A 24,588-nucleotide genomic window follows, 5' to 3' on the forward strand; every position below is an offset into this window, starting at 1 on the left:
CGGGCGATCACCTCGCTCCGCAAATGGCCGATGGCGATGTCATCGCGGGTATGTCGAACGGCGGATTTGGCGGGATTCATGAAAAATTACTGTATTCCCTGCGATGACGGCCTAATGAGTAAAACTACTCTAGTCCGATCAGATCCACATTTAAGAGGTTAGCGGTCAGGGAAATGGAGATCGGGGCGAATCGATAACGCTTGGAGGAGGCTCCGATTATGACGGTTTGTCCTGCCAGCACGTCTTCGAAAGTGAAAGTACCGAACGAGCCAGTTACGGCGGTTCGCCTTATGCCTTGCGAATCAGTAAGTGTCACGATGACATTTCGAATGGCGATACCTGACGGTGACAGGACGCGGCCTGAGATGGATGCCGAGGATGCGACGGTGTTTGACAATAGGTATTCCCAGACAGGCTTGTAGATCGGCGTTCCGTCTGGAAGCCTGCTAAGCCTCGCGTCAACGACGATGCATCCGTGAGTTACATCGCAGTCCAGATCGGTTGTCAGCGAGTGGGTATTCGAAAATGGTGGACCTTGAGTGTCGACATTCGAAACCGCTCCAAAGGTTGGCATTCCGTATGCCGGCCAGATCCGATTCGTCAAAAGCGTAAAATTCACCTGATCGTCGCGTGTGTGTGAAAATCCCCAGAATCGGTCGGGTGTCGTGGCGTTTGGCGTTGTGTTCGGCTGGGCTATCCAGTTAGCAGGGGCGTTGGATCGGGCGTTGAAGTCCATCGCGGCGAACATAACCACTCTCGCGACCGCGTGGTATCGGCCGATGATCGCAGCATGCCCGCCGCCCTGTGAATGACCAGTAATAACGATCTTTGACCAATCGATGGTCGAATCGTTGATCAGGAATTGGCCCCAATTATCATTCGGTGACTGAGTCCGCAGGTAGATCAGTAGCTTGATCAGGCGATTTTCGATCGAGTTCGGGCGGCTAACGTTTACAAGTGAGGAGCGGTTGGTGCCGTCTAGGACTTCGAGACGGGCGTTCGCATAGCAATCAAGATCGGCCGTCGCGGAGCACAGGTCGTTTATCGCCTCGTCGTTCGGATATGTTAGGTTTATCGCATGAAAGCCAAGATCGGCTGCTGTCCAGTTGATCTCTCTGGCGGTAATTCCGACGCCGCCGGTTCCCGGTAGGAATATAAAGAGCTGATTCTTTTGCGTGACCGACCTGTTGATCGAAACGAAATGGTTGTTTAAGTTGGTAGTGATACCAGGGTCGGTAGTTTGGGGCAAGATCAGCGAGCTTTGCCTCTGTGCGAGAGATATCCGGCCGGTTGAAAGCATGATGAGTATTAATAAGAAGATATTTTTTCCCATGTGAGGGTAGTACGCAATCGTCGCAAGCTCTGAAATTAGACGGACGAACCTCGCGAATAGTCGAACCATATATTCTTGCTATTATTATCGACTAGGTTGTTTACTATTCTGACTCGATGCACATCCTTATCGTAAAACTCGGCAGTATTGGGGATATTATCCACACGCTGCCAGCATTATCAGCTATTCGCCAGGCATTGCCGGATGTAGAGATATCGTGGGTTGTCGAGGAGCGATCGGCGGAGATGTTGCGCGGGAATTCGCTGATCGACAACCTGATCGAGGTCGATACCAAGAGCCTTCGAGGCGGGAAGGTGATCGAGGAGATATTGCTCGGGGCGACTAAGCAGATCAAGGAGCTGCGTCGGTTCAAGTTTGATGTCTCGATCGATTTTCAAGGGCTTTTGAAATCGGCGATGATCGGTAAGTTGTCGGGGGCGAGGCAAAGATTCGGATTCTCTAAAGATGGTTTGCGGGAACCCGCGAGCCGACTGCTGTTGACCGATCAGGTCGCCGTTCCAACTGGAATCCATATTATTAGAAAGAATCTCGCTCTCGCCGCGGGAGCGTTGAATATTGAGGTTCCTGATACGTATTTTGAGTTTCCGATCGCGACTTTTTCCGAACACGTTGCAGAGGCTGAGGCGATAATTGAAGCTGTCTGCACAAGCCCGCGCGTGAGCGAGAGCGAAACGCTCCACTCGAATGATTCGCCCTTGCTTACGCGCGGGCTTGTGCAACGCGAGTGTTTTGCCGTCCTCAACCCAGCAGGCGGCTGGGTAACGAAGCTTTGGCATGCGGAGAAATTCGGTGTGTTAGCCGACCGGATCTGGGAAGAGCACGGTATGGCATCGGTCGTCGTTACGGGGCCAAAAGAGTCGGAGCTTGCGGAAAAGGCAGCCGCGAATAGCCATTCTGGTAAACTTACGCTTGCCGAGCCGAGTCTGAAAGGATTTTACGAGCTGGCAAAAAGGGCGACAGTTTACGTCGGAGGCGACACTGGGCCGACGCATATTGCGGTAGCGGCTGGAACACCTATCGTCGGCATATTCGGCCCGACGGAATGGTGGCGAAACGGCAGTCCGCGTGCCGACGATATCTGCGTCGAGCGAGACGACATCGATTGCCGCGTCGATTGCCATCGGCGGACGTGTTCGAAATGGATCTGTATGGATATCGAGGTTGAGACTGTTCTGACCGCCGTGGGCGAGCGACTCAAACGCTTATGATCAAATTCGACAAACGCATTGTTCAACGCATCCGGGTTCCACTTGGTTTCATTTTTGCTATCGTTTTTTTGATCTTTGCGCGGCCGACGCTGCCTACACTCGCGATCGGTTCGGCCGTTGTGTGCGTTGGCGTACTGATTCGAGCGTGGGCTTCGGGGCATATTAGAAAGGCGAAAACCTTAGCCGTCAGCGGTCCGTATGGATACACGAGGAATCCGCTTTATCTCGGCAGTCTGATCCTCGGGCTTGGTTTTACGGTTGCGGCGGGTGTATGGTGGCTCGCGATCCTATTTTGTATTTTGTTCCTCGGCATCTATTTGCCGGTTATGCGCGTCGAAATAGGTGATATGCGGAGGATATTCGGCGAGGAATTCGACGAATACGAGAAGAATGTCCCGTTGTTAATTCCGCGTATCACGGTATGGCGGAATACAGGCGAAAAATTCGACTTTCAGCTATACTCGCAGTATCGCGAATATCGGGCGGCGATCGGTGCCGCAGTCGTTGTCGCAATATTAGCCGCGAAGGCGTATTTTCTGACTTAGTTATGAAGCTGTTGTTTTTCAGATCGATGCTCTTTGCCGCAATGTTATTCGCGGCCACAGTTGTCGGTTTGGCCCAGGGCCCAACACTGCCTGGGAGTGTGGCGGGAAACAAGTCGCCTTCTGCTTCCATGCCGGCAAGCAAATTCGATGGCGAAAAGCTGACATTCGAGGGCAAGGCCAGCAAGTTAAAGCTAAGCATCTCCATTGCCGACCTTACATTCAGTACCGCAATAACACCGAAAGGCGATCAGATCTCGATCAGATCGATCGCCGAATCAAAAGGCACGATGCTGAAGCTGTTTCGCTACAGCTTTATGCAGGACTACGAATCGGTCGTGGATCTGTCAACTTTTCGCATTGTAAAGACGGTTAAAAAGGACGTTCAGAAACAGCGTGTTCGCGATAGCGAGGCCGAGTTCGATTACCAGATGAAGCGGGTAACTTATGTTGAGACCGACCCGAAGGACGTCAATCGTCCGCCCCGCCGCATCGCATCTGAGATCTCCGATCCGATGAACGACATGATCTCCGCGATCTACGCAATGCGTTTGCGCGAACTGGCGGTGGGCGACCGTTTCGAACTTTCTGTCAGTGATTCCGGTTTGGTATACAAGGTGCCGGTCGCAGTTACAAAGCGTGAGCAACTTGGGACGGCGATCGGTAAATTTTGGTGCCTGCGGGTCGAGCCCGAGATATTTGGACCGGGCCGCCTGATCGAGCAGAAAGGCAAGATGGTCCTTTGGCTCACCGATGATAAACTGCATACCCCGGTAAAGGCTCAAGTCGATACTCAATACGGTAAGGTCGAGATCAAACTCAAGGCCATGACGAAGCCGAGTTAGGAACAGGAACCACGAAATTACACAAAACGAGTACTAAAAAGAAGATATCTTTTTAGTGTTTTTTCGCGCATTTCAGTGGTTGCTTCCTAATGCCCTGGAGCTAAAGGCTTGTAACTTTTCTTAAAAGACCGCATACTTCAATGTCGCGTAATTTATTTTATGGCTACGAAAACTGATAAAGAAGAAAGAACCCCTGTAGGCAAGCGTTCGGCGAAGGCAAAATCCGAGGTTGATCCGTTTGAATCTGTGGTTGAGGTAAAAGCGGTCAAGAAAACGGGTCTGCGTAAGGTCGCGGCAGAAGTTTTTGGAGAGGTCGCCGCCCCGAAAAAGCGTGTCAGAAAGACGGCTAAGACCATCGAATCTGACCCGTTCGCAACGACTGTAGCCACCGCTTCGCCGGTGAAAAAGCGGGCTGCGAAAACGACTGCGCGAGCGTTAAAAGCCGCGTCCAAAGCCGCCAAAGTTCCGGGCAAGGCTGATTCGAGAAAGAAAAACCTCGACATCACAGCCGAACTTGCCGTCGAGGAGCCAAAGGTCAAACTTTCGCCGACGTTCAAAGCTCTCGCAGATGTTAAACTGCCCGAACTGCAAAAAGAAAACCGTGCCCGTTTGCAGATGCAGACGCCGACTCGGATCTATTTTTACTGGTCGGTCAAGGAAAACCCATGGGCGATACTGACAAATGTTTTCGGCAGCGATCTGGGCAATTACACGCTCGTAATCAAGCTTATCGATCAAACCTACGGCCACGAGACGATCAATCAGTGCGAGGCCGAAGGGAATTGGTGGTTCGATGTCGAACCTGACCGCAAATATCAGGCTGAGGTCGGATTTTTTGCTCCGGGACGCCCGTATTTCCGCATCCTCCATTCGAATTCGATCGAGACGCCGCGACGTTCGCCCAGCCCACGTGCGGCGACGGATTCTGACTGGCGTGTGAGTGCAAACAAGTTTGCCGAGGTTCTTGATGTCGCCGGATTTTCGCGAGATGCGTTTGACGTTGCTATGGCGGGCGACGATATCGCTTTGGCTCAGGACGCCTCGCAACAGGCATTTACGAGCTTTATCGGCAGCGGCGAGGTGCAGATCGAGGGCATTTCGTCGGACGAACTCCGTTACGCTCTGATCGCACTCGCGTCGGGAATGACGCTCGAGGAGCTTCGCGGCAAGGTAAGCCCCACGCTGTTTGCGATACTTCAGGCGAATGCCGGACAGATCAACGCGGGACGTGCAATGTCGTCGCTCACCGAGCATTTCGAGATCGAGGAAACGGAATTTACCGAGGAAGAATTCGGCCCCGCCGTTTACGGAGCCAGCCTCGTGAATTTCCCGAAGACGTTGAAAACGAAAACAGTTTCAAACAAGAAGCCCTCAATAGAGTTAGCACCGAGATACAATCCGGTGAGTTCGCACTCCTTAGGACGTTAAGGTTTAGTTATGCAAACTATTGAGATCCCAGTTAGTGAATACCAGAGCCTGAAGGAGGAATTGACGCTCCTTAAGGACAGCGCATTGCTTGAGAATGTAAACAAGCTCATCGATATTCTTTATCAGGACAAATATGGACTGTATATGGGCGATTACACCGGCGACTTGACCGAGAGTGTGATGGACGACGCTTGGGAGGAATCGGCAAGTGAGTGGCACTAAATATCGCCAGAAGGATATAGTACTGGTTCCATTTCCGTATTCTGATCTAAGCAGCGCAAAAAGGCGTCCCGTTTTGATCATTTCTAATGATCGATACAACGAAAAATTTAAGGATGTCTTGGTCTGTGTCATAACGTCGAATCTTCGCAAGGACGCCTATTCGGTAGAGTTAACAGACGATGATCTTGAGATCGGCGTTCTACCGGAAACTTCGCTGGTCAAAGCTCACAAATTATTTACGATCGATCAAGGGAAAATTCTCCGGAAATACAGTACTGTAAAGGACGATCATTTCGCTAAGGTTGTTTCCAGGATCAAAGCTCTGATCGAAAACTAGCTATAACCTGACGACTATGCCAACCGGATACTTTAGCCTGATCCTTCACGCTCACCTTCCGTTTGTCCGGCATCCGGAATATCCTGAATTCTTAGAAGAAGACTGGCTTTACGAGGCCATCACCGAGGTTTATCTTCCGCTCATTTTCATTTTTCAGTCGCTTCACGAGCAGGGAATTAAACCTCGCCTCGCGATGAATGTTTCGCCGCCGCTGTGTGAGATGCTGGCTGATCCGCTTTTGCAGGAACGCTACACGCGGCATCTCGAAAACCTGCTTGAGCTCGCGAAAAAAGAACTTCACCGCACTCAGAGCGAATCTCAGAATTTTCGTGACGTGGCAAAAATGTACGTCGACAACCTCTCGGCGTCGCTCGATCTCTGGAATAACCGCTATCAGCGAAACCTGATCAACGCGTTTCGCGAATTGCAGGACGAAGGCGTCATCGAGATCATTACGTGCTGTGCGACTCACGGCTTTATGCCTCTGATCTCGACGCAGGAATCCCGGCGGGCGCAGGTGCAGATCGCTGTCGCCAATTACAAGAAGCACTTTGGGCGACAGCCTCGCGGCATCTGGCTCGCGGAATGTGCGTACGAGCCGGGCGTCGAAGATCTGCTAAAAGACAGCGGTATCGAATATTTCATCTCGGACACGCACGCCATACTTTACGGTGATCCGCGGCCGCGTTATGGTGTTCATGCTCCGGTGGTTTGCCCGAACGGAACGGCGGTTTTTGCCCGCGATGTGGACACGAGTCAGCAGGTTTGGTCGGCTGAGATCGGTTATCCGGGCAACGATCTTTACCGCGAGTTCTACCGCGACATCGGCTTCGATGCTCCCTATGATTACCTAAAGCCGCACCTGCATTCGAGCGGCGAACGCCGCCATCTTGGGCTGAAATATCACCGCATTACCGGCCGGGACGTGCCGCAGAACCGCAAAGAACCATACATTCCTGCGATGGCCCGCGACAAAGCGGCCGAGAACGCGACGCATTTCATCGGCGAACGTATCAAGCAGGCACACAAGCTCCGCGAAACCTTCGAAGGCCATCCGCCGCTCGTCGTAAGTCCCTATGACGCAGAGCTTTACGGCCACTGGTGGTTCGAAGGGCCGCAGTTCATCGATTACTTTTTCCGCAAGATCCATTTCGACCAAAACGAGATCGAATGCATCACACCCGGCGACTTCCTCGACAGCGGGTTGCCCATCCAGGTCCAGCAGCCCACCGCCTCAAGCTGGGGCGAGAACGGCTATTACAAGGTATGGATCAACGAAGGGAATTCTTGGATGTATCCTTATCAGCACGACGCTGAGAGAAAAATGACGGCGTATGCGAATAAGTTCGCCGGGAATGCCGACGCCCTCGTCGGCATGGGCGACGCTTCGTCGGCCAACGAGCATCACGCCGGAGGAACCGGCGCCCACGGCGAGGGCTCCCGCGTTCCGGCCGGACGGATACTGAATCAACTAGCCCGCGAACTCCTCCTCGCCCAATCCAGCGACTGGGCGTTCCAGATATATCAGGGCACGACGGTCGAATATTCGTCTCGCCGCTTCCAGTCCCACATCCACCGCTTCGACCTGCTCGCCAAAATGCTCGACTGCGGCGACGTCGACCACGAACTGCTGAATGAGATAGAAAACCGCGATAATATTTTCGCTGAGATCGACTTTAGAGTTTATGCAGGCTAGATTTACGTCGACGCTTAGTTTTTCGCAATTATCATGAAATCCTACCTTCGATACCGCTGCTACTAAATTCCTATCGTATTTGCCTAAATCACTCGATAAAGCTATTCTTTATGTTTGGTTTTCGGAGGAAATTAATGGTAGAGAAGGGTGTGGAGATTGCTCCCGCGGAAGGGAAGCTTGGAATTTTGCTGGTCGGCCTTGGGGCTGTCAGTACGACACTTGTCGCTGGTGTTGAGGCGGTTAAAAGAGGCATTTCGGCTCCGGTCGGTAGCCTCACGCAGATGGGAACGATCCGTCTGGGTAAGCGTACGGATAACCGTTCGCCGCTCATTAAGGATTTTGTGCCGCTCGCGTCGCTCGATGACATCGTATTTGGTGCTTGGGATATTTTTCACGACAGTGCGTACGACGCGGCCATGAACGCCGGCGTCCTCGACAAAGACCTCATCAATCAACTTTCGGAACCGCTTTCATCGCTCAAACCGATGGCGGCCGTATTTGAGCAGAACTACGTCAAACGCATCACTGGCGAGAACGTCAAAACCGGCAAGAACAAGATGGAACTTGCCGAGCAGTTGATCGCAGACATCGCTAAGTTCAAATCAGACAATAATTGCAGCCGACTTGTGATGGTCTGGTGCGCTTCGACCGAGATATACATTGAGGAATCAGCGATCCACGCGACGATCGAATCGTTTGAAAGAGCGATGTATGACAGCGATCCAATGATCGCTCCTTCGATGATCTATGCTTACGCTGCTCTGAAGTCCGGCGTGCCGTTTGCAAACGGTGCTCCGAACCTGACGGTTGATATTCCTGCATTGACCCAGCTTTCGCACGAGACGAAAATGCCGATCTGCGGCAAGGATTTCAAGACCGGGCAGACGCTGATGAAAACCATCCTCGCTCCCGGCCTGAAATCTAGAATGTTGGGCCTCGATGGCTGGTATTCGACAAATATACTTGGCAACCGTGATGGCGAAGTACTCGACGATCCAGAGAACTTTAAATCGAAAGAGGTTTCGAAGCTTTCGGTTCTCGAGCATATCTTCCAACCGGAAGTTTACCCTGACCTTTACGGCCATTTCGACCATGTTGTTAAGATCAACTACTATCCGCCGCGTGGTGACAACAAAGAAGGTTGGGACAACATCGACATTTTCGGATGGCTCGGCTACAAGATGCAGATCAAGGTCAACTTCCTCTGCCGCGATTCGATCCTGGCCGCACCGCTCGCACTCGATCTGGCGTTGTTCATGGACCTCGCTCAGCGTGCCGGAATGAAAGGCGTTCAGGAATGGCTGTCGTTCTATTTTAAGGCACCACAGACCGCTCCGGGCCTCTACCCCGAGCACGATATTTTCATTCAGCTGATGAAGCTGAAAAACACACTCCGTCACATGAAGGGTGAAGAGTTAATTACTCACCTTGGGCTTGAATACTACGACTAAGTATGTCAGTTTGGCGTAGTTGATCATCTGTTTATGGCCGGCTTTTCATTTGAAAGCCGGCCATCCTCATTTTTAATCCTAAGTACTTTCCAGAAAAAGTTTCCGGTTTTGGCTTATTTCTGTTGCGTGGTGGACTCTGGATGTGCTAGTTATAGAAGCATAGCGGGCCTTCATACTCGCTTGCCTCTGGACGATACCCTCCCAGACACGAAAGTCCAGCCAACTTATAATCTTTTGACATCATCATTATTGACGACAAACCTGTCGTCAATGTGACAGCAAGTTTGTACCGGGAACAACGTTCTTAGAGCATGAGGGACAGAACGGTCCTCAAGAGGGAAAGATGAAACAGGAAACGGCGAAAAAAAGAGAAAACACTGACTCGGGGATATTACTGGATCCGGACCGAAAAAGTCCGCGGGCCGCTGAATTCGAGGACAAACTGTCGTCGCGCATCGTCGGTCAGGAAAGGGCTGTAAGGCGGATGAGCGGGCTATTCCAGATCTATCTGGCTGGGATGAACAACCCATCCCGCCCGATCGGAACTATGCTCTTCCTCGGGCCGACGGGTTCGGGCAAGACGCGTGTCGTCGAGGCAGCATCCGAAGTTCTTTTTAATGACCAGTACTCGGTCGTCAAGATCGATTGTGCTGAGTTTCAGCATTCTCACGAGATCGCCAAATTGATCGGTTCGCCTCCGGGATACCTAGGCCATCGCGAAACCTCGCCGATGCTCACGCAGGAGAATCTCGACAAAGCTCATACCGAAGATACCAAGCTTACTTTCGTTCTTTTTGACGAAATTGAAAAAGCTTCGGACTCGCTCTGGCAGCTGCTATTAGGCATTTTGGACAAAGCAACGTTGACGCTCGGCGACAACCGCCGCGTCGATTTCTCCAGAACGATAGTCATAATGACCTCGAATCTTGGAGCTCGTGAAATGTCCGACATGATCTCCGGCGGCATTGGCTTTATGCCGACGAAGACAGATCAGGCAAAAGAAGATAACGAGATCGACACAAAGATCTACCGCACAGCTCTTGAAGCCGCGAAACGTAAATTCTCACCGGAATTTATGAACCGCATCGACAAGGTCGTGGTCTTCCGCAGCCTTAAAGAACATCATTTGCGGCAGATCCTTGAGATCGAGCTGCGATCGGTTCAGGATCGGATCACCGAATCTGCCGGTACGAAATTCGTTTTTGAGTGTACGACCGAAGCAAAGGAATTTTTGCTTAGCGAAGGTATCGATCTCAAGTACGGTGCCCGGCACCTGAAGCGGTCGGTCGAGCGATTTCTGGTCTATCCTTTGTCGAATCTCGTTGCGACCGAACAGGTTGAAACGGGCGACTATGTAGTGGTCGATTTTGATGAGGAGATGGAGCAGCTAACCTTCCGGAAGCAGTCCGGAAAGATGATCATTGCGGGCTCACCACAAGATGAGACGGATGACAATGAGCCCTTGATCAGTGCCGATGCCGTCGGACTTCCGCTGCCAGCTTCGCAGGTTGCGGCCGGAATGAGCAAATCAAAAGGCGAGAATAACGACGTCTAAGCTACTTGACGATATTTAGGAATGAATGGAAGCGGAACAACAGCCGCTTCCTTTTTTTATTTTGCCCAGCCAAGCGAACGCCGGACGGCTTCGTGCCACTTTTCCCTGAGTTCTGCCGCCTGGCTTTGGAAAATACTGGGTTCGAACCTGCGATCTGACTCCCAATGTTCTGCAAGTTCTTCCACCCCTTTCCAGTATCCCACTGCGAGACCCGCCAGATAGGCAGCTCCAAGGGCTGTTGTCTCAGCCGTCTTTGAACGAACGACCGGGATCTGTAAAATGTCCGCCTGAAACTGGAGCAAAGCGGCGTTCCGGGTTGCTCCGCCATCAACCCGGAGTTCGCTAAGATCGAAATGAGAATCGGCATTCATTGCAGAAAGCAGATCGGCCGTTTGAAAGGCGATCGACTCGACGGCGGCCCGGGCGATATGAGCCCGGCCGGTTCCTCTGGTCAGGCCGATGATCAGACCGCGAGCGTCCTGATCCCAATGCGGCGTTCCCAAGCCGGCAAATGCCGGTACAAAGTAAACACCGCCGTTATCAACCGCCTCAGCTGCAAGAGCCTCAACGTCCTGCGATGTTCCGATCACGCCAAGCGAATCCCGGAGCCATTGAATAACTGCTCCGCCGATGAAAACGCTGCCTTCCAACGCATATTCGGTCCGTCCGCCGATCTGCCAGGCGATCGTGGAAAGTAGTCTGTTCGCCGATTCGACCGGCTTTTCACCGACGTTCCGGAGCATAAAACAGCCTGTTCCGTAAGTATTCTTTGTTGAGCCGGCCTCAAAGCAGGCTTGCCCGAACAGTGCTGCCTGCTGGTCGCCCGCGATTCCCGCGATCTTGATTCCGCGAAGTTGGGCGGGTGTTTCGATCTCGCCGTAGATCTCTGAAGACGAACGCACTTCCGGTAAGATCGTCCTCGGAATATTAAAGATCGAGAGCAGATCGTCATCCCAAGCCAGAGTATTGATATTGTAAAGCATCGTCCTCGAGGCGTTGGATGGGTCGGTTATGTGCAGTTTGCCGCGGGTGAGATTCCAAACGAGCCAGGTGTCCACGGTACCGAAGGCTAGTTCGCCGTTCTGAGCTCGAGCTCGAGCATTCGGAATCTCGTCGAGCAGCCAGTTTATCTTGCTGGCACTAAAGTAGGCGTCAACTTCAAGGCCGGTTTTAGCCCGTATTAGGTCACCATACTTCAGACGAATGTCATTGCAATAGGCTGATGTTCGCCGATCCTGCCATACAATAGCGTTGTAGATCGGTTTACCGGCTAGGCGGTCCCAGATAATGGTCGTTTCACGCTGATTAGTGATCCCGACGGCGGCAATGTCGCTTGCGGTCAGATCAGAGTTGGACAGGGCTGCCAGTGCTGTCTCGATCTGGGAATTCCAGATCTCCTGCGGATCGTGCTCGACCCAACCGCTATTCGGATAGATCTGACGATATTCCTGTTGTCCAAAGCCGACCCCGACACCGTCTCGGTCAAAGATGATCGTTCGACTGCTCGTTGTGCCCTGATCGAAGGATAGAATATAGTTCATATCATCTAGATCTTATCGAGAGCCCGTTCTATATCACTTATCAAGTCGTTTACGTCCTCGATCCCGACCGAGAGTCGGATCAGCCCGTCAGAGATCCCGGCCTTTAGCCGTTCTTCACGGGAAAACGTGGAATGGGTCATAGACGCCGAATGCTGCAATATCGTTTCCACGCCGCCTAGCGAGGTCGCAAGTGTGCAAAGCCGGACGCTGTTTGCAAACGTTTTTCCTGCCTCAACCGTACCAACATCGAGGCCGATCATTCCGCCAAAACCGCCGTGCATTTGACGGACCGCAACCTTATGATTCTGGTGGGACGGAAGCCCCGGGTAATGAACCGCAATGACCTTCGGGTGTGAGGCTAACATATTCGCTATAGCATATGCGTTATCATTATGCTGCCGCATTCTCAGAGCAAGTGTTTTTATCCCGCGTAGTACGAGCCATGCGACCTGCGGAGCGATGTTTCCGCCGTAGAACTTGTTCGCCCCCTGGCGGGCAGCCTCAACGATCTCACGTTTTCCAGTAAGAACGCCCGCGGTAAGGTCGCTATGGCCGCCGAGATACTTTGTGGCACTGTGAATGACAGCATCAGCTCCAAGTTCGCAAGGGCTCTGATTGAACGGAGTTGCAAACGTATTGTCCACCACCGTCAATATCGAGTGCTCTTTTGCGATCGCGGAGACAGCTTTGATATCGGTGACGCGGACGATCGGGTTGGACGGCGTTTCGATCCAGAACAACTTTGTATTGGGACGGATCGCCGCCACGTAGTTTTCGGCGTTTGCGGCATCGACAAAAGTTGTTTCGATCCCGAATCGTTCCCCGATGTATTTCAGAAAATTGGTGGTGGTCGAGTAGCCTGATTCGGGTGCAACGATGTGGTCGCCGGTTTTGACAAGAGTGAATACGGCGGCCGAGACGGCGGCCATTCCGGAGGCGAGGGCGAGGGCTGCTTCGCAGTTTTCCAGTTCCGACACAGCCCTTTCAAGGGCACGTTGAGTCGGATTACCGAGTCGTCCGTAATAGTAACCGTCTTTTTCCTCGTTATGGATCGATGCGGCCTCATCCGCATCCGAAAAGCCAAATACCGATGCCGTGTAGATGGGCACGGAAAGTGCTCCGAAATGCTGCGTGTGGTCGTCGCCTGCGTGAACGGCTTTTGTAAACAGTGATTTATTGGTCATTTGTGAGTATTATCCCTTGATTCCGTGGATATCGTAAACGGAAACCCAATCCTGAGCAATTATGGATTCTCAGATAGTCGTTTTTGCAGTACATATATGTCTGAGGTAATATGAAAGCAGACGAGAAGCAAATCCTATGAACGATAAACTAATGACTGGGCTTCAGAACCTGTTTCTTGCATTGTCGGATAAGACACGCATTAAATTATTGAGTCTTATGGCTACGGGAGAAGTGTCGGTTGGTTTTCTGGCAGACGAACTTGGTGAGAGCCAGCCGAAGATCTCGAGGCACCTTGCGTACCTCCGAACCGCGGGGCTTGTTTCAACCCGACGGGACGGTAAGTGGATCTATTATGGTATCGAGCCGCAGGCAGATCCTGCAGTTACAGCGGTTCTGAACTCCGCTCTCGCGGCCGTTCTTGGCCATTCCGTGATCGCAAACAACAACGCAATAGAAGAATTACATCGATCGGAAGAAGATATTTCGCATACAAGCCTTGGCGAGGATCGGTTCGACGAGCTGCCGATATACCTTCTCTAGCTCGGCCTTCCGCCTTGGTCGTATGGGCAATGCCGGCATTGATTGCCACAACAGAAACCCCGATTCGCGAGGTATCGACGAGTGAGCACCATCAGGCCGTCTTCAAAGTAGAAATCGCGGCCTTCGACAAAGGTTTCTAGTTTTTCTTCGCCTTGAGATCGCGGTGGAACACTATCGTGCATAAAGTGCCAAAAATTCCTTGTTTCCTTCGGCTCCCAGGATCGGTGAGTCGATAATACCTTTAACGGCCAGTCCGTTTTCGACCGCAAAGGCGTTTATCTCAGTAACTACGCGTTCGTGTTTTTCCGGCTCGCGAACAATGCCGCCTTTCCCGACTTCGCCGCGGCCGACCTCGAACTGCGGTTTGATCAGCACAACTAACATTCCGGCTGGTTTGAGCAGCGGAATGATCGCCGGAATAACTTTCTTGACCGAAATAAACGAAACATCCATCACGGCGAGGTCGAAAGTTCTATCAAAGTCGTCAGGCGTCAGATCTCTGGCGTTGGTTCTCTCCCGAACTTCAACTCTCGCGTCGTTGCGAAGAGACCATACGAGCTGATTTGTGCCGGAATCGATAGCGACGATCCGCTTCGCCCCGTGCTGTAGCAGGCAATCCGTAAATCCTCCGGTTGAAGCCCCGATGTCGATGCAATCCCATCCGGTCGGATCGATCTCGAATTCCCTTAGAGCGGCCTCCAGCTTTAAGCCGCCGCGCCCGACGTACTTAGTTTCTAAAGACGCTCCTTTTAGCCGGACCGTTGCAGAAATATTGATCTTTTCAGATGGTTTTTCGACGCGCCGGTCATCTGCCAGGACGACGCCCGCCATCACCAGAGCTTGAGCACGGTTGCGCGAGTCGGCAAGCCCCAGCTCGACCAGTAGTTTATCGATGCGTTCCTTAGCTATCACAAGTATAGTTTCATGCCTCGTCTGGCAATGTGAAAGCCTTTACGTTCGACCTCACTGATCTGCTTGCGGCTGCCCTGAACGAGAGGATTGCTATGGTTGAAGTGAATGAAATAGACCTTCGAACGTTCGCGTGCCGGCAATTCCCTGAGGATATTCATCGTTTCCGAAACAAACGGATGCGGCACCTCATTCATGGGCCGATTTATCTCGCCATCTGCATAGAAAGTGCCGTCGATCAGAAGGTAGTCCGATGAACGTACGAGCTCGGCGAGCGAAGTCGCCCATTTTTGCCATTTATCGATATCAGGAATGAAGATCAGCGTTTTTTCGCCAGAACGGATCCGGTATCCAACCGTTTCTGAGAATTCATCGCGATGAGGAACGAGGAATGGTTCGACCGAAATGTGATCGGATAAACGGAAGGGAACTTTGTCAGTTAATTGCGTAAGTTTTAGGTTGTGCAGGCTGACGAGCTGCGACCATGGAGCGTTCGTTTCTAGCATCTGCTTCATTCGCCGCATCGCAAAAACCGGAACTTCTTTCGATCCCATCGATTCCCGCCCGAGATACATGAGGCCTGTATAGTGTCCAATGTGTGCGTGGGTGAGGAAGATTCCCGAGATAGTGTTTGATCGATCGACGGTTATCGCCTTCAGTAATTCAAACTGTTCCGGCAGATCAGGCGTCGCGTCAAATATCCATCGGCTCTTCGTGTCGGGATCGACCAGGGCTATCGACGAAACATTTTGTCTAAGGGATTTGTCATTCCAAGCTCGACGGCAAAAGGGCGTTTCACAGCCCATTTGGGGGACTCCGGCGTCTTGTCCAACCCCAAGTACGACAACATACGGCACCGCTCCTGCGGAGATAGCGGCAAGCGATAACAGCAGCAAAATTGTGGCTGCGATGTGTCTCATTTTTCTGTGCGACTGAAAGTGATATTCTAAGCAAAATGGGTATGAAAACAAAGCTGTCCGGTCTTGCAAAATTCGTGTGGTTCGTTCTGGCATACAATATTCTCGTTGTTTTGTGGGGCGTTTTTCTTCGTGCTTCAAAGTCGGGCGACGGATGCGGGATGCATTGGCTGACGTGTCACGGCGAAGTGCTGCCGACGGCACCCGAATTCAAAACGGTTATTGAATTTACGCATCGCATAATGAGCGCCGCCGACGGGCTGCTAATGCTGATATTGCTTGTTTGGGCGTTCCTTGCCTGGCGAAAGGGCCGTGGTGTAAATGCGAAAAGCACGCTTATCATGGCGGCGGTTTCATTTTTCTTCGTGCTGACCGAAGGAGCTGTCGGGGCCGGCTTGGTATTAACGGGCAACACAGCAGAAACGCTGACCGCCGCCCGGCCTTTCTGGATGGCTGCTCATCTGGTCAATACATTTACGCTGCTCGCGTTTCTGGTTCTTACGGCACGTTCGGCAAGTGGACTGCCAAGGTTGAGTTTTCGAGTCGAGCCCAAGTATCTCGGCGGACTCGCCGCGGGTGTTATAGCGATCTTCATTGTCGGTATCAGCGGTTCAATAGCGGCTCTTTCGAGCATGATCTTTCCGTCGGGAACTATTTCGGAGGGAATTGCAAAGGACTTTTCTGAGACTTCTCATATCCTTTTGCGGCTACGTCTTCTGCACCCGATAACGGCGATATTGACCAGCGTTTTTGTGATCTTTCTTAGCGGCTGGCTGGCAAAAGAGAGAGCCGGGAACAAGAGTGTATCCCGTTGGTCAAATATTCTTTCGATCCTGATCCTCGCCCAGATAGCATTCGGTGCGGCGACGCTTTTGACCCTCGCTCCGATCGTAATGCAGCTCGGGCATCTGCTTTTTGCGGACTTGATCTGGATGAGTTTTGTGATGTTTGCGGCAAGCTTCTTGTCTTCGGAATCGATCGGTGAAGGTGCCGAGGTTGAGGACCTGCCTTAGCTCAGGCTCTCTGACCATTCCTTACCGCGCTCGACGAGTTCGTCGAGCGCTTTCTGCAGCTCCAGACGCTTTGCTTCGAGCCCATCATCGTCCGCGTCAGCCGGAACAAATATAGGCTCACCGAAGAACATCTTTGCCCGTGAGAACGGCTTTGGTATCTGGAATTTGTCCCAGCTATTAAGAGTCCAATATTTTTCGACTTCGACCCCGAGCGGGATCATCGGGTTTCCGGTTCGTTTGGCGAGAAGCGGAGGGCCGGGTTTCGCCACGTAACGCGGGCCTCGCGGGCCGTCGATCGTGAACGCCATCGGCACGCCCTGTTTCATCAGCCGGATCATTTCAACCAGAGCCCGCGTTCCTCCGCGTGTCGACGAACCCTTTATCACGCCAAAGCCGAGCCGCTGAATGCTCCGTGCGGTATATTCCGCGTCGAAGCTGATCGAAGACATTACGACCAGTCCGCGGTTCCGTAAATAGTACATTCCGGCGAAGATACGATCGTGCCAGACGCACATGATCGGCTGGTCGTAGGATCGCGATGTGTCCGTGAGCCAATCTACGCCTTCAGTCTCAAAACGTAGAGTTCTTGAGATAACTTTGATCAGCACATAGAACACCCATCCCGCGAGACGGATCATCACGCGTTGCTTGAACGTGTAGCCATCAAGCGGTTTGAACTGATAAACTTTGTCGATTTGTTCCGGCACAGGTAGAAAATAAGTATCAATTTGGGTTATTATTTGCAACAACGACTCCAGGTTAATCGTAACCCATTTGCCTCTCCAAAAACGCCTATGCAGCGAAAGATCCTTATCATCGACGACCACGACGACCTCGCAACGGCTCTCGATGAAGTTTTTAGCCACGTTGGACACAAGGTAAGTGTGCTTGAACGCCGCGTTGATGCACTTGAGCTTGATCTCGAATCGTTCGATCTGGTGATCACCGACCTCGATGTTGATGGCAAATCTGCCGGATCGGCCAATGGGAAAGGAGCCGTATGCCTGCCTAATATGCCGGAAGCGAAACCGGGCGAGCACATCAAGGCCTTCAAGCTGTGTGCGGCTAATTTTCGCCGTGACGAATTCGACGAAGACCAATTGAAAGACTTGGTCGCGACCGTTCTCGACTACAAGATACGCTTCGTCGATAAAAAAGATGTCGTCGCCGATATGCACGAAAACATCGAGTTCGAATTGCCCAGTGCGATCTCGCTAATGCATATCGTTCTCGAGTATCTGATGAAACGCGTCGAGAAACTCGGTGTGATCAAACCCGAGCAGTCAAACCTCTTCGTCGCCCTCGACGAGGCCTTCGTCAACGCGGTCAAACACGGCAACAAATTCGACGCCCAAAAACTCATCCGAATCACCGCCGAAGTCTCAAAGCAGGAAGCCAAATTCACCATCGAAGACGAAGGCGAAGGCTTTGACGTCAAGAACATCCCCGACCCGCTCGACCCCGAAAACCTCTTCAAAACCAGCGGCCGCGGCGTCCTCTTCATCTACAACATCATGGACGAGGTCAAATACAACGACCGCGGGAATAGGTTGACGATGGTGAAGAAGGCGGTTGAAGCAACTATCGATTAACAGAAACGACTATGGCTTCCCAAAACGGAGTTTTCTCAGCAATCCTCGCAGATGATGGCAGTATCGCAATCCCAGAAGAGATATTGCAGCGGCTCAATCTCAACGACGGCGATGATGTGAAACTGATCTTCGACGATGACGCATTCAGTACTTTAAAGAGTCTTACACCAAGCCAATCGAAACCGGCTGATTTTGAAATACAGTAAATAAATGCGAGTCACCATCGCCCAGATCAATACTACCAACGGAGACATTGTCGGGAATACTGCGAAGATAATTCAGGCGATCGAGAAGGCGAAGTCTGATGGTTCGGATCTGGTGGTTTTTCCTGAGGTCGTGACGCACGGCTATACTTCGCAGGATTGGTTTCAGGATGCCGATATTATTGAGCATGTCGGCGATCCGCTGCGGGATATTATTCCTGTAACTAAAGGAATTGCGGCAGTTATCGGTACGATCCGGCGAAATGACGACACTGATGGACGGCGTTTGTATAATGCGGCAGCGGTTATTTCTGACGGTGAACTGATCGGATTTGCGGACAAGACATTGCTTCCCGAGTACGATGTTTTTGACGATCCGCGATATTTCGAACCGAGCGATGGCAAGAACAGGCGGCTGTTTGAGATAAATGGCGTGAAGCTTGGCGTCGTCGTCTGCGAGGATTTCTGGAACGACAAAACTTTTTGGAAAGAAAGGCTTTACGAGAGCGATCCGACCGACGAGGTGATCGCGATGGGAGCCGACGTGATCGTTTCGGTCAACGCTTCGCCGTATAACAAAGGGAAGATCAAGCTTCGCTGCGACATGGTTGCCCATCGGGCAAAACTGCAGAAGAAGCCGATAGTTTTTGTAAATCTCGTCGGGGGAAATGACGGGATCATATTCGACGGTGCGAGCCTGATCGCTGACGAGGAAGGCGACATTATCTTGCAGGCGGCGGCGTTTGAGGAGTTTGTCGAGACGGTCGAACTCGACGTGCGAAAGCCGGACGCTCGCGGTATCACGGGCGGTGAGATCTCGGCGATACATCAGGCTCTGGTGCTGGGAATTCGCGATTACGCGGCGAAGAATGGATTTAAGAAGTCAGTTTTAGGTTTGTCGGGCGGTATCGATTCGACTTTGGTCGCGGCACTCGCGTGTGAAGCGCTGGCGCCGGAAAACGTGCTCTGCGTGATGATGCCATCGCCGTTTTCATCGGAGGGCAGCATTAAGGATTCCGAGGAATTGGTCCGCAATCTTGGCTGCGAAAGCCGCATCGAACCGATCTCGGCGACATTCGAAGTCCTGCTAAAACAGATGAACCTGCACAAACCGACCAAAGGCGGCGAATCGCTCGCGGCCGAGAATATGCAGTCCCGAATTCGCGGAGTGATCCTGATGGCGATCTCTAATTCCGAAGGCCGTTTGCTCCTATCGACGGGTAACAAGAGCGAACTCGCGGTTGGTTACTGCACGCTTTATGGCGACACGAACGGCGGGCTGGCGGTGCTCGGAGACGTACTGAAAACTGAGGTATGGCAGGTATCGCGTGAAATAAATCGCAGGGCGGGCCGTGAGATCATTCCTGAAAAGATCATCGACAAAAAGCCTTCGGCGGAGCTCGCCCCGAACCAGTTCGACCAGGACTCACTGCCGCCGTATGAGCTGATGGATCCGGTTCTGCAGATGTATTTTGAGCAAAAGGCATCGCCGTCAGCGATCATTGCCGCAGGGAATGACGCCGAGCTTGTTTACGGCATCCTCAATAAGGTCGAGCATCCGGCGAACGAATTCAAACGCCAGCAGCTTCCGCCGACGCTGATCATTTCAAAAAATGCTATCGGTGTCGGCCGCCGCCGCCCGATCACGCACAAATACAAGCGGCGTCCGTCCTAAAATGAGGCGACGCTCGTTTGGTAGAGTAGTTTGGCGGCAAAAACGTTTGACCAATCGGCCAAATACCTCTACCAATCAGTCCATTTTGGGCCGACAGCCCAGCATTTTCCTTAGACCCAAATAGCCGTTTGAGTCTTGATAAAGCGATAAACAGGGCTTTTATTTAAAGTGTGAAACGATTCACACTTTTTGAATGAAAAATTGGCGTTTCGATGAACGAACACATTTTTTCACCCCTAAAAATGAAAAGAGGCTAGTTTTTTCGCCAGCCTCTACTTCAAAAGTTTTTCGAAAAAGACGGCAGCGGAAATGTGGCTCTCTCTTCACAGATTCGCTGCCGCTCCTCGAGCCTACGCAGATTGAACGGCCACTTTTGTGGCTTCCACCACGGCCTTCTTTCTTAACGTAAGCTTCAAAACGCCATCTTTCAGCAGCGCTTTGATGTCATCAGTCTCGACGAGATCTGGAAGGTCGAGTTTCCTTAAGAATCGATCGCTATGCCATTCGTTGTAAACGGTGTTCTCGTCCTCTGATTTTTCCTCGGCGACTGTTTCGCCGCTGATGATCAGGACGTTGTCCTTGACGCTGACCTCGATCTCGTCCGGTTTGAATCCGGGGACGGCGACCTGTACCTTAACCAACTTCTTGGTTTCCGCGATTTTCGCCGGTGCGGCACGAAGCATCTCTGCTTCGGCTCTCAGCCAGTCCTCTAAATGAGTTCCCATCTGAGCTCCGCGCTCGACAAAGAAATCATATGCCCTGGCAGCTGTCTCCTTTGTGATCTCTGCCAACTTGTCAAACATCTTTTCGGCCTCAACAAATACCGGCGAGGCCATTTCCGGGTTTTCTGCCTTCATTAATTGTGTCTGGTTGTCGCTCATCATTCTTTCTCCTTTTTCAGCCCATCTAAAATGCAGATCTCCGAATCAGTGACTTCTCCAAAAAGAGGAAAATCCCACTAGGATATCGACCCACGGCTCAACGCCGGAGTACCGGCGGCCGTCGCTCTTATGGCAGAGTTGGCCTGACAACTCAACGATCCGCGAAGTTACGCCGAGCGATAGCTCCGAAACGCATGGGCGGGCTTCCCGAAATTCTTCGTAAGCGGTTCCTTCTCGGCTGACGACCCTTTCTCTTTTTTTGCCGTAGGATGGCTCACCGTACCGGGAAGTACACAGATCATGCCGGCAAATACAAGTCCAAAAGCGATGAAGCCGAAGACCACAAGCGTAAGCAATGTGAAGAAATTAGCAAGCCATAACACACCAGCCGAAGCGGCAAATACTACCCATAAAGAACCATAGAATTTTGGTGACATCGCAGTACTCCTTTGATCGAGTGAAATATTCGGAAGGATTGAAACCCGCCTACCTTCCATTCGCAAGCGCCGTGCCAGTCGAAGTGGGTGAAAATTCGAGGATTTAATACCCTGAACGCGGAAAAAATTCGCATTAGCGGCAAGGAGTTGTGGAAAAATCCGCAGGAGGAGCAGAGATATCGCCCGCCCAAATAACCAGAGATCCTAACAGTAATATTTTACTAGCAGTTACGAACCGGGCTGTATTATAATGGTTGAGATAGTTCTGCTCTGAACCGTCTTCAAATTATCCCTTTTTGCCCCTCAAATAAGTGAAAAGATAGCGCTATTGGACATATTAACCCTGCGGGGAAAGACTGTGAGTCCTTGTTATCTTGTACGGAAAATACTCAGTCCGAAAATGACTTGTGAAGAAACGTAACGCCAAAAACTTCAGTATGGGCAGAGACTTTCGAAGTAGTTCGTCAGAAATCCCGAAAGTTTCGGTTGTCATTCCTGTTTATAATGCGGCGGGAAGCATCGTCGAGACACTTGAATCGGTATTTGCTCAAACCGATCCGCGTTTTGAGATCCTGATCATAAACGACGGTTCACCAGATACCGAGCAGCTTGAACAGGTGATAAAGCCGTATTTAGAGAGGATAACCTACATAAAGCAACAAAATGCGGGGGCTGCAGCAGCCCGAAACGCCGGCATCAAAAAATCGCGTGGGGAAATCATCGCATTCCTTGATGGTGATGATGTTTGGAGTCCTGAATATCTGGCTTCACAGGTCGAATTTTTAGAGACCGGCGGATTTGCCATGGTCTATTGCGATGCCGACCTATTCGGGACGCCTTCAGTTGCCGGTAAGACTTTCATGGAAGGATCGCCTTCATCTGGCGAAGTGACGGTTGAGTCGCTTTTTGATCTGCGATGCAACGTGATCACCTCCGGCACGATCGTCAAGAAAAGCGTGGTTGAGGCGGCGGGATTATTTGAGAACGAACGCGTCCTTTCGGAAGACTTTCACCTCTGGGTCAGGATAGCTCACCTTGGAGAACCAATCGGATACCAGAGAAAGAGACTCCTCAAATATCGAGTAAGTGTTGACGGGCTTTCCGGCCACGCTGTCAACCGCGTCGAGAGGGCGATAGATGTTTTCAAGAGGCTCGATCGCGATCTGGACCTTAGCTCTGAGCAGCGATCGATCCTCAAACGGCGGATCGCAGGATTCGAGTCTGATCTTGAAATGGAGAAGGGAAAGGCTTTCTTGATAGGCGGCAATTTTGATCTAGCGCGCCGCTCGTTTCGCGAAGCAAATCGACATCGCAGATCTCTAAAGCTCACTGCTATCTCGGTCATGCTGCGTCTGGTTCCGCGGCTGGTGTTGAAGATATACAAGGTTAATAACGCGGATGAGATAGCTTTTGTGCACAAACTCGACAGAACTGCTGCTTCCCAATAGGTCAAAAAGCTTGAAAAACGAAGACACAAAAACTCAATCGCTAAAAGAGCAAGGCGCATGGCTATTGGTCGCCAAGATCATTGCCTTCGGGTTTAGCTTTGCACTGCCGCTTTTGATAGTGAGGTTTATGCCGCTCAACGAGGTGGGGCATTATCGCGAAGCGTTTCAGATAATTACGAATGCTCTGGTGATCCTGCCCCTTGGATTTTCGATGAGCGCGTACTATTTTCTTGCCCGCGAAAAGGAGCGTCGCGGAGCTGCGGTACTGAATATTCTGCTTTTTAATTTCGTAGTCGGCGGACTAGCAGCTCTGACGCTTTTCCTTTACCCACAACTTCTCGGCGGTCTGACCAGAAGCGAAGAACTTACCCGGCTCGGCCCGGCGATCGGTATCGTGATCTGGATATGGATCTTCTCAACTTTTCTCGAGACCGTCGCTATCGCAAATTCAGAGGCCAAGGCAGCGACGTATTTTATTGTTTTTGCCTCATTTTCGAAGACGCTCCTGATGGGCGGGGCAGTTTTGGGATTCGCCACCGTCGAGGCGTTTATTTACGCATCGATGATCCACGGCGTGATTCAGACGGCGATCCTTCTGAATTACTTACGATCAAGATTTCCGGGTTTCTGGCGAGATTTCGATCCCGCATTTTTCCGCGAACAAATGAGGTACGCGATCCCGTTCGGACTAACGGCGATCTTATGGACAGCCCAGACGGATATTCACAATTATTTCGTCTTTTATAAATTCACCGCCGCTGACTTTGCCATATACGCCTATGGATGTTTTCAGCTGCCGCTGATCAGTATGCTTGCTGAGTCGATCTCGTCGGTCTTAATTCCACGGATGAACGCACTGCAGCAGGTTGGCGAGCGTGAGGAAATGCTGAGGCTTACGGTGCGTGCCACGCAGAAGCTCGCGTTTTTCTATTTCCCCATATACGCGTTCCTGATGATAACCGCTGAGACATTTGTGCTCACACTCTTTACTAAAGAGTATTTGCAGAGTACGCCGATATTCATGATCAATCTCACGCTGATCCCACTGAGTATCCTGGTCACCGACCCGATCGTCAGATCCTACAAGGAGCTTGGTAGATTCTTTCTGCTGACGCGAATATTCGTTCTGACGCTTTTGATCGGCGTTCTTTATTTTTGGCTCGACCATTTCAGTCTGACCGGTGTAATTACGGTTGCGGTAGCCGCTCTCGTACTAGAAAAGGTGATCGGCGAATCGATGGTGATCAAGAAGCTCGGCCTTGGATGGAAAGACCTGCCGCTTTTGAAAGACGTCGGAAAGGTAGCGGTAATAACACTTTTTGCCGGACTGATCACATATATCGTTTACGTTAACGTTCACGTTTATGTTGAGGAAATAGGCGAACGGCTTGCCCAAGAGGCTTTTACGACGAACAGGGCGAGTACATTGAATTTTGTGGGCGGCAGCCTCGTTCTACTCATTTCCGGACTGGTCTTTGCGCCTATCTATCTCTTGGGAGCCAATTTCTGGGGCGTGATCGAGGAGGCGGATAAAAGATCGGTGATGAACCTTATCCGTAAATTTCTTCCGAAACAAAGGGTAGCTCCATTGGTCGATCTAAAAAACTAA

25 protein-coding genes are annotated in these 24,588 nt (G+C 51.6%); 16 read left to right on the forward strand and 9 right to left on the reverse strand.

All coding sequences use genetic code 11. The features are described 5' to 3' along the window. Positions 1–124: 124 nt before the first annotated feature. Entirely contained in the window at positions 125–1,333 is a 1,209-nt protein-coding gene (locus IPG22_14335; protein MBK6589464.1) for a carboxypeptidase regulatory-like domain-containing protein, read from the reverse strand. A 116-nt stretch (positions 1,334–1,449) separates the two neighbouring features. Here IPG22_14335 and IPG22_14340 point away from each other — a divergent pair, with 116 nt between their 5' ends. From IPG22_14340 to IPG22_14380, 9 genes are all read left to right on the forward strand, one after another. Then, positions 1,450–2,562, forward strand: a complete 1,113-nt coding sequence (locus IPG22_14340; protein ID MBK6589465.1) for a glycosyltransferase family 9 protein — start codon at positions 1,450–1,452, stop codon at positions 2,560–2,562. Continuing rightward, positions 2,559–3,107: an isoprenylcysteine carboxylmethyltransferase family protein gene (locus tag IPG22_14345; protein ID MBK6589466.1), complete on the forward strand. Its 549-nt coding sequence runs from the start codon at positions 2,559–2,561 to the stop codon at positions 3,105–3,107. Before IPG22_14340 ends, IPG22_14345 begins: the two co-directional genes overlap by 4 nt. Before the next feature lie 2 nt (positions 3,108–3,109). After that, positions 3,110–3,949, forward strand: coding sequence for a DUF3108 domain-containing protein (locus tag IPG22_14350; protein MBK6589467.1), 840 nt, complete (start codon positions 3,110–3,112; stop codon positions 3,947–3,949). Between the two features lie 159 nt (positions 3,950–4,108). Further along, the gene (locus tag IPG22_14355) at positions 4,109–5,377 is read left to right on the forward strand and encodes a DUF4912 domain-containing protein (GenBank protein MBK6589468.1); all 1,269 of its coding nucleotides are present in this window, start codon (positions 4,109–4,111) and stop codon (positions 5,375–5,377) included. Between the two features lie 9 nt (positions 5,378–5,386). Further along, the gene (locus IPG22_14360; GenBank protein MBK6589469.1) at positions 5,387–5,599 is read left to right on the forward strand and encodes a hypothetical protein; all 213 of its coding nucleotides are present in this window, start codon (positions 5,387–5,389) and stop codon (positions 5,597–5,599) included. Then, positions 5,586–5,936: a type II toxin-antitoxin system PemK/MazF family toxin gene (locus IPG22_14365; GenBank protein MBK6589470.1), complete on the forward strand. Its 351-nt coding sequence runs from the start codon at positions 5,586–5,588 to the stop codon at positions 5,934–5,936. Before IPG22_14360 ends, IPG22_14365 begins: the two co-directional genes overlap by 14 nt. 16 nt (positions 5,937–5,952) lie before the next feature. After that, positions 5,953–7,632 carry a DUF1957 domain-containing protein gene (locus tag IPG22_14370; protein ID MBK6589471.1) on the forward strand — a complete coding sequence of 560 codons (1,680 nt, stop codon included), beginning with the start codon at positions 5,953–5,955 and terminating at the stop codon, positions 7,630–7,632. 134 nt (positions 7,633–7,766) lie between these two features. Further along, entirely contained in the window at positions 7,767–9,083 is a 1,317-nt protein-coding gene (locus IPG22_14375; protein ID MBK6589472.1) for an inositol-3-phosphate synthase, read from the forward strand. A gap of 343 nt (positions 9,084–9,426) precedes the next feature. Further along, positions 9,427–10,638 carry an ATP-dependent Clp protease ATP-binding subunit gene (locus IPG22_14380; protein MBK6589473.1) on the forward strand — a complete coding sequence of 404 codons (1,212 nt, stop codon included), beginning with the start codon at positions 9,427–9,429 and terminating at the stop codon, positions 10,636–10,638. A gap of 56 nt (positions 10,639–10,694) precedes the next feature. Here IPG22_14380 and glpK read toward each other — a convergent pair whose 3' ends face one another. Both glpK and IPG22_14390 read right to left on the reverse strand, forming a co-directional pair. Next, positions 10,695–12,179, reverse strand: a complete 1,485-nt coding sequence (glpK, locus tag IPG22_14385) for a glycerol kinase GlpK (protein ID MBK6589474.1) — start codon at positions 12,177–12,179, stop codon at positions 10,695–10,697. A gap of 5 nt (positions 12,180–12,184) precedes the next feature. Continuing rightward, positions 12,185–13,363, reverse strand: a complete 1,179-nt coding sequence (locus tag IPG22_14390; protein ID MBK6589475.1) for a PLP-dependent transferase — start codon at positions 13,361–13,363, stop codon at positions 12,185–12,187. Between the two features lie 136 nt (positions 13,364–13,499). Between IPG22_14390 and IPG22_14395 the strand changes: the two genes are divergently transcribed. Then, the gene (locus IPG22_14395; GenBank protein ID MBK6589476.1) at positions 13,500–13,904 is read left to right on the forward strand and encodes a winged helix-turn-helix transcriptional regulator; all 405 of its coding nucleotides are present in this window, start codon (positions 13,500–13,502) and stop codon (positions 13,902–13,904) included. On the opposite strand, the gene IPG22_14400 is transcribed toward IPG22_14395, so the two are convergent. Genes IPG22_14400 through IPG22_14410 form a run of 3 tightly spaced genes read right to left on the reverse strand, consistent with a single transcriptional unit; the run spans position 13,901 to position 15,733 of the window. After that, the gene (locus tag IPG22_14400) at positions 13,901–14,086 is read right to left on the reverse strand and encodes a hypothetical protein (GenBank protein MBK6589477.1); all 186 of its coding nucleotides are present in this window, start codon (positions 14,084–14,086) and stop codon (positions 13,901–13,903) included. The genes IPG22_14395 and IPG22_14400 overlap by 4 nt on opposite strands. Beyond that, positions 14,076–14,813, reverse strand: a complete 738-nt coding sequence (locus tag IPG22_14405) for a TlyA family RNA methyltransferase (protein MBK6589478.1) — start codon at positions 14,811–14,813, stop codon at positions 14,076–14,078. Before IPG22_14405 ends, IPG22_14400 begins: the two co-directional genes overlap by 11 nt. Continuing rightward, complete coding sequence (locus tag IPG22_14410; protein MBK6589479.1) at positions 14,813–15,733, reverse strand: pyrroloquinoline quinone biosynthesis protein PqqB; 921 nt, start codon at positions 15,731–15,733, stop codon at positions 14,813–14,815. The genes IPG22_14405 and IPG22_14410 overlap by 1 nt, the downstream gene beginning before the upstream one ends. 41 nt (positions 15,734–15,774) lie before the next feature. On the opposite strand from IPG22_14410, the gene IPG22_14415 reads away from it, so the two are divergent. Then, a complete protein-coding gene (locus IPG22_14415) occupies positions 15,775–16,743 on the forward strand; it encodes a COX15/CtaA family protein (GenBank protein ID MBK6589480.1) in 969 nt (322 codons plus the stop codon). Here IPG22_14415 and IPG22_14420 read toward each other — a convergent pair. Beyond that, entirely contained in the window at positions 16,740–17,450 is a 711-nt protein-coding gene (locus IPG22_14420) for a lysophospholipid acyltransferase family protein (protein MBK6589481.1), read from the reverse strand. The genes IPG22_14415 and IPG22_14420 overlap by 4 nt on opposite strands. An 87-nt stretch (positions 17,451–17,537) precedes the next feature. Here IPG22_14420 and IPG22_14425 point away from each other — a divergent pair, with 87 nt between their 5' ends. The 3 genes from IPG22_14425 to IPG22_14435 are packed head-to-tail and all read left to right on the forward strand — an operon-like array spanning position 17,538 to position 20,213. Further along, a complete protein-coding gene (locus IPG22_14425; protein ID MBK6589482.1) occupies positions 17,538–18,335 on the forward strand; it encodes an ATP-binding protein in 798 nt (265 codons plus the stop codon). Between the two features lie 11 nt (positions 18,336–18,346). After that, positions 18,347–18,541 (forward strand): AbrB/MazE/SpoVT family DNA-binding domain-containing protein, encoded by a 195-nt coding sequence (locus IPG22_14430; protein MBK6589483.1) that lies wholly within the window; start codon positions 18,347–18,349, stop codon positions 18,539–18,541. Between the two features lie 4 nt (positions 18,542–18,545). Further along, the gene (locus IPG22_14435) at positions 18,546–20,213 is read left to right on the forward strand and encodes an NAD+ synthase (GenBank protein MBK6589484.1); all 1,668 of its coding nucleotides are present in this window, start codon (positions 18,546–18,548) and stop codon (positions 20,211–20,213) included. A gap of 350 nt (positions 20,214–20,563) precedes the next feature. Here the strand turns inward: IPG22_14435 and IPG22_14440 are convergent, their stop codons facing one another. Together IPG22_14440 and IPG22_14445 are read right to left on the reverse strand one after the other, a co-directional pair. Continuing rightward, on the reverse strand, positions 20,564–21,094 hold the full coding sequence (locus tag IPG22_14440) for an Hsp20 family protein (protein ID MBK6589485.1): 531 nt from the start codon (positions 21,092–21,094) through the stop codon (positions 20,564–20,566). A gap of 167 nt (positions 21,095–21,261) precedes the next feature. Next, complete coding sequence (locus tag IPG22_14445; GenBank protein MBK6589486.1) at positions 21,262–21,531, reverse strand: hypothetical protein; 270 nt, start codon at positions 21,529–21,531, stop codon at positions 21,262–21,264. 407 nt (positions 21,532–21,938) lie between these two features. Between IPG22_14445 and IPG22_14450 the strand changes: the two genes are divergently transcribed. After that, on the forward strand, positions 21,939–22,979 hold the full coding sequence (locus IPG22_14450; protein ID MBK6589487.1) for a glycosyltransferase family 2 protein: 1,041 nt from the start codon (positions 21,939–21,941) through the stop codon (positions 22,977–22,979). Between the two features lie 10 nt (positions 22,980–22,989). Next, entirely contained in the window at positions 22,990–24,588 is a 1,599-nt protein-coding gene (locus tag IPG22_14455) for an oligosaccharide flippase family protein (protein ID MBK6589488.1), read from the forward strand.

Source organism: Acidobacteriota bacterium (assembly GCA_016703965.1).
Classification (GTDB): domain Bacteria; phylum Acidobacteriota; class Blastocatellia; order Pyrinomonadales; family Pyrinomonadaceae; genus OLB17.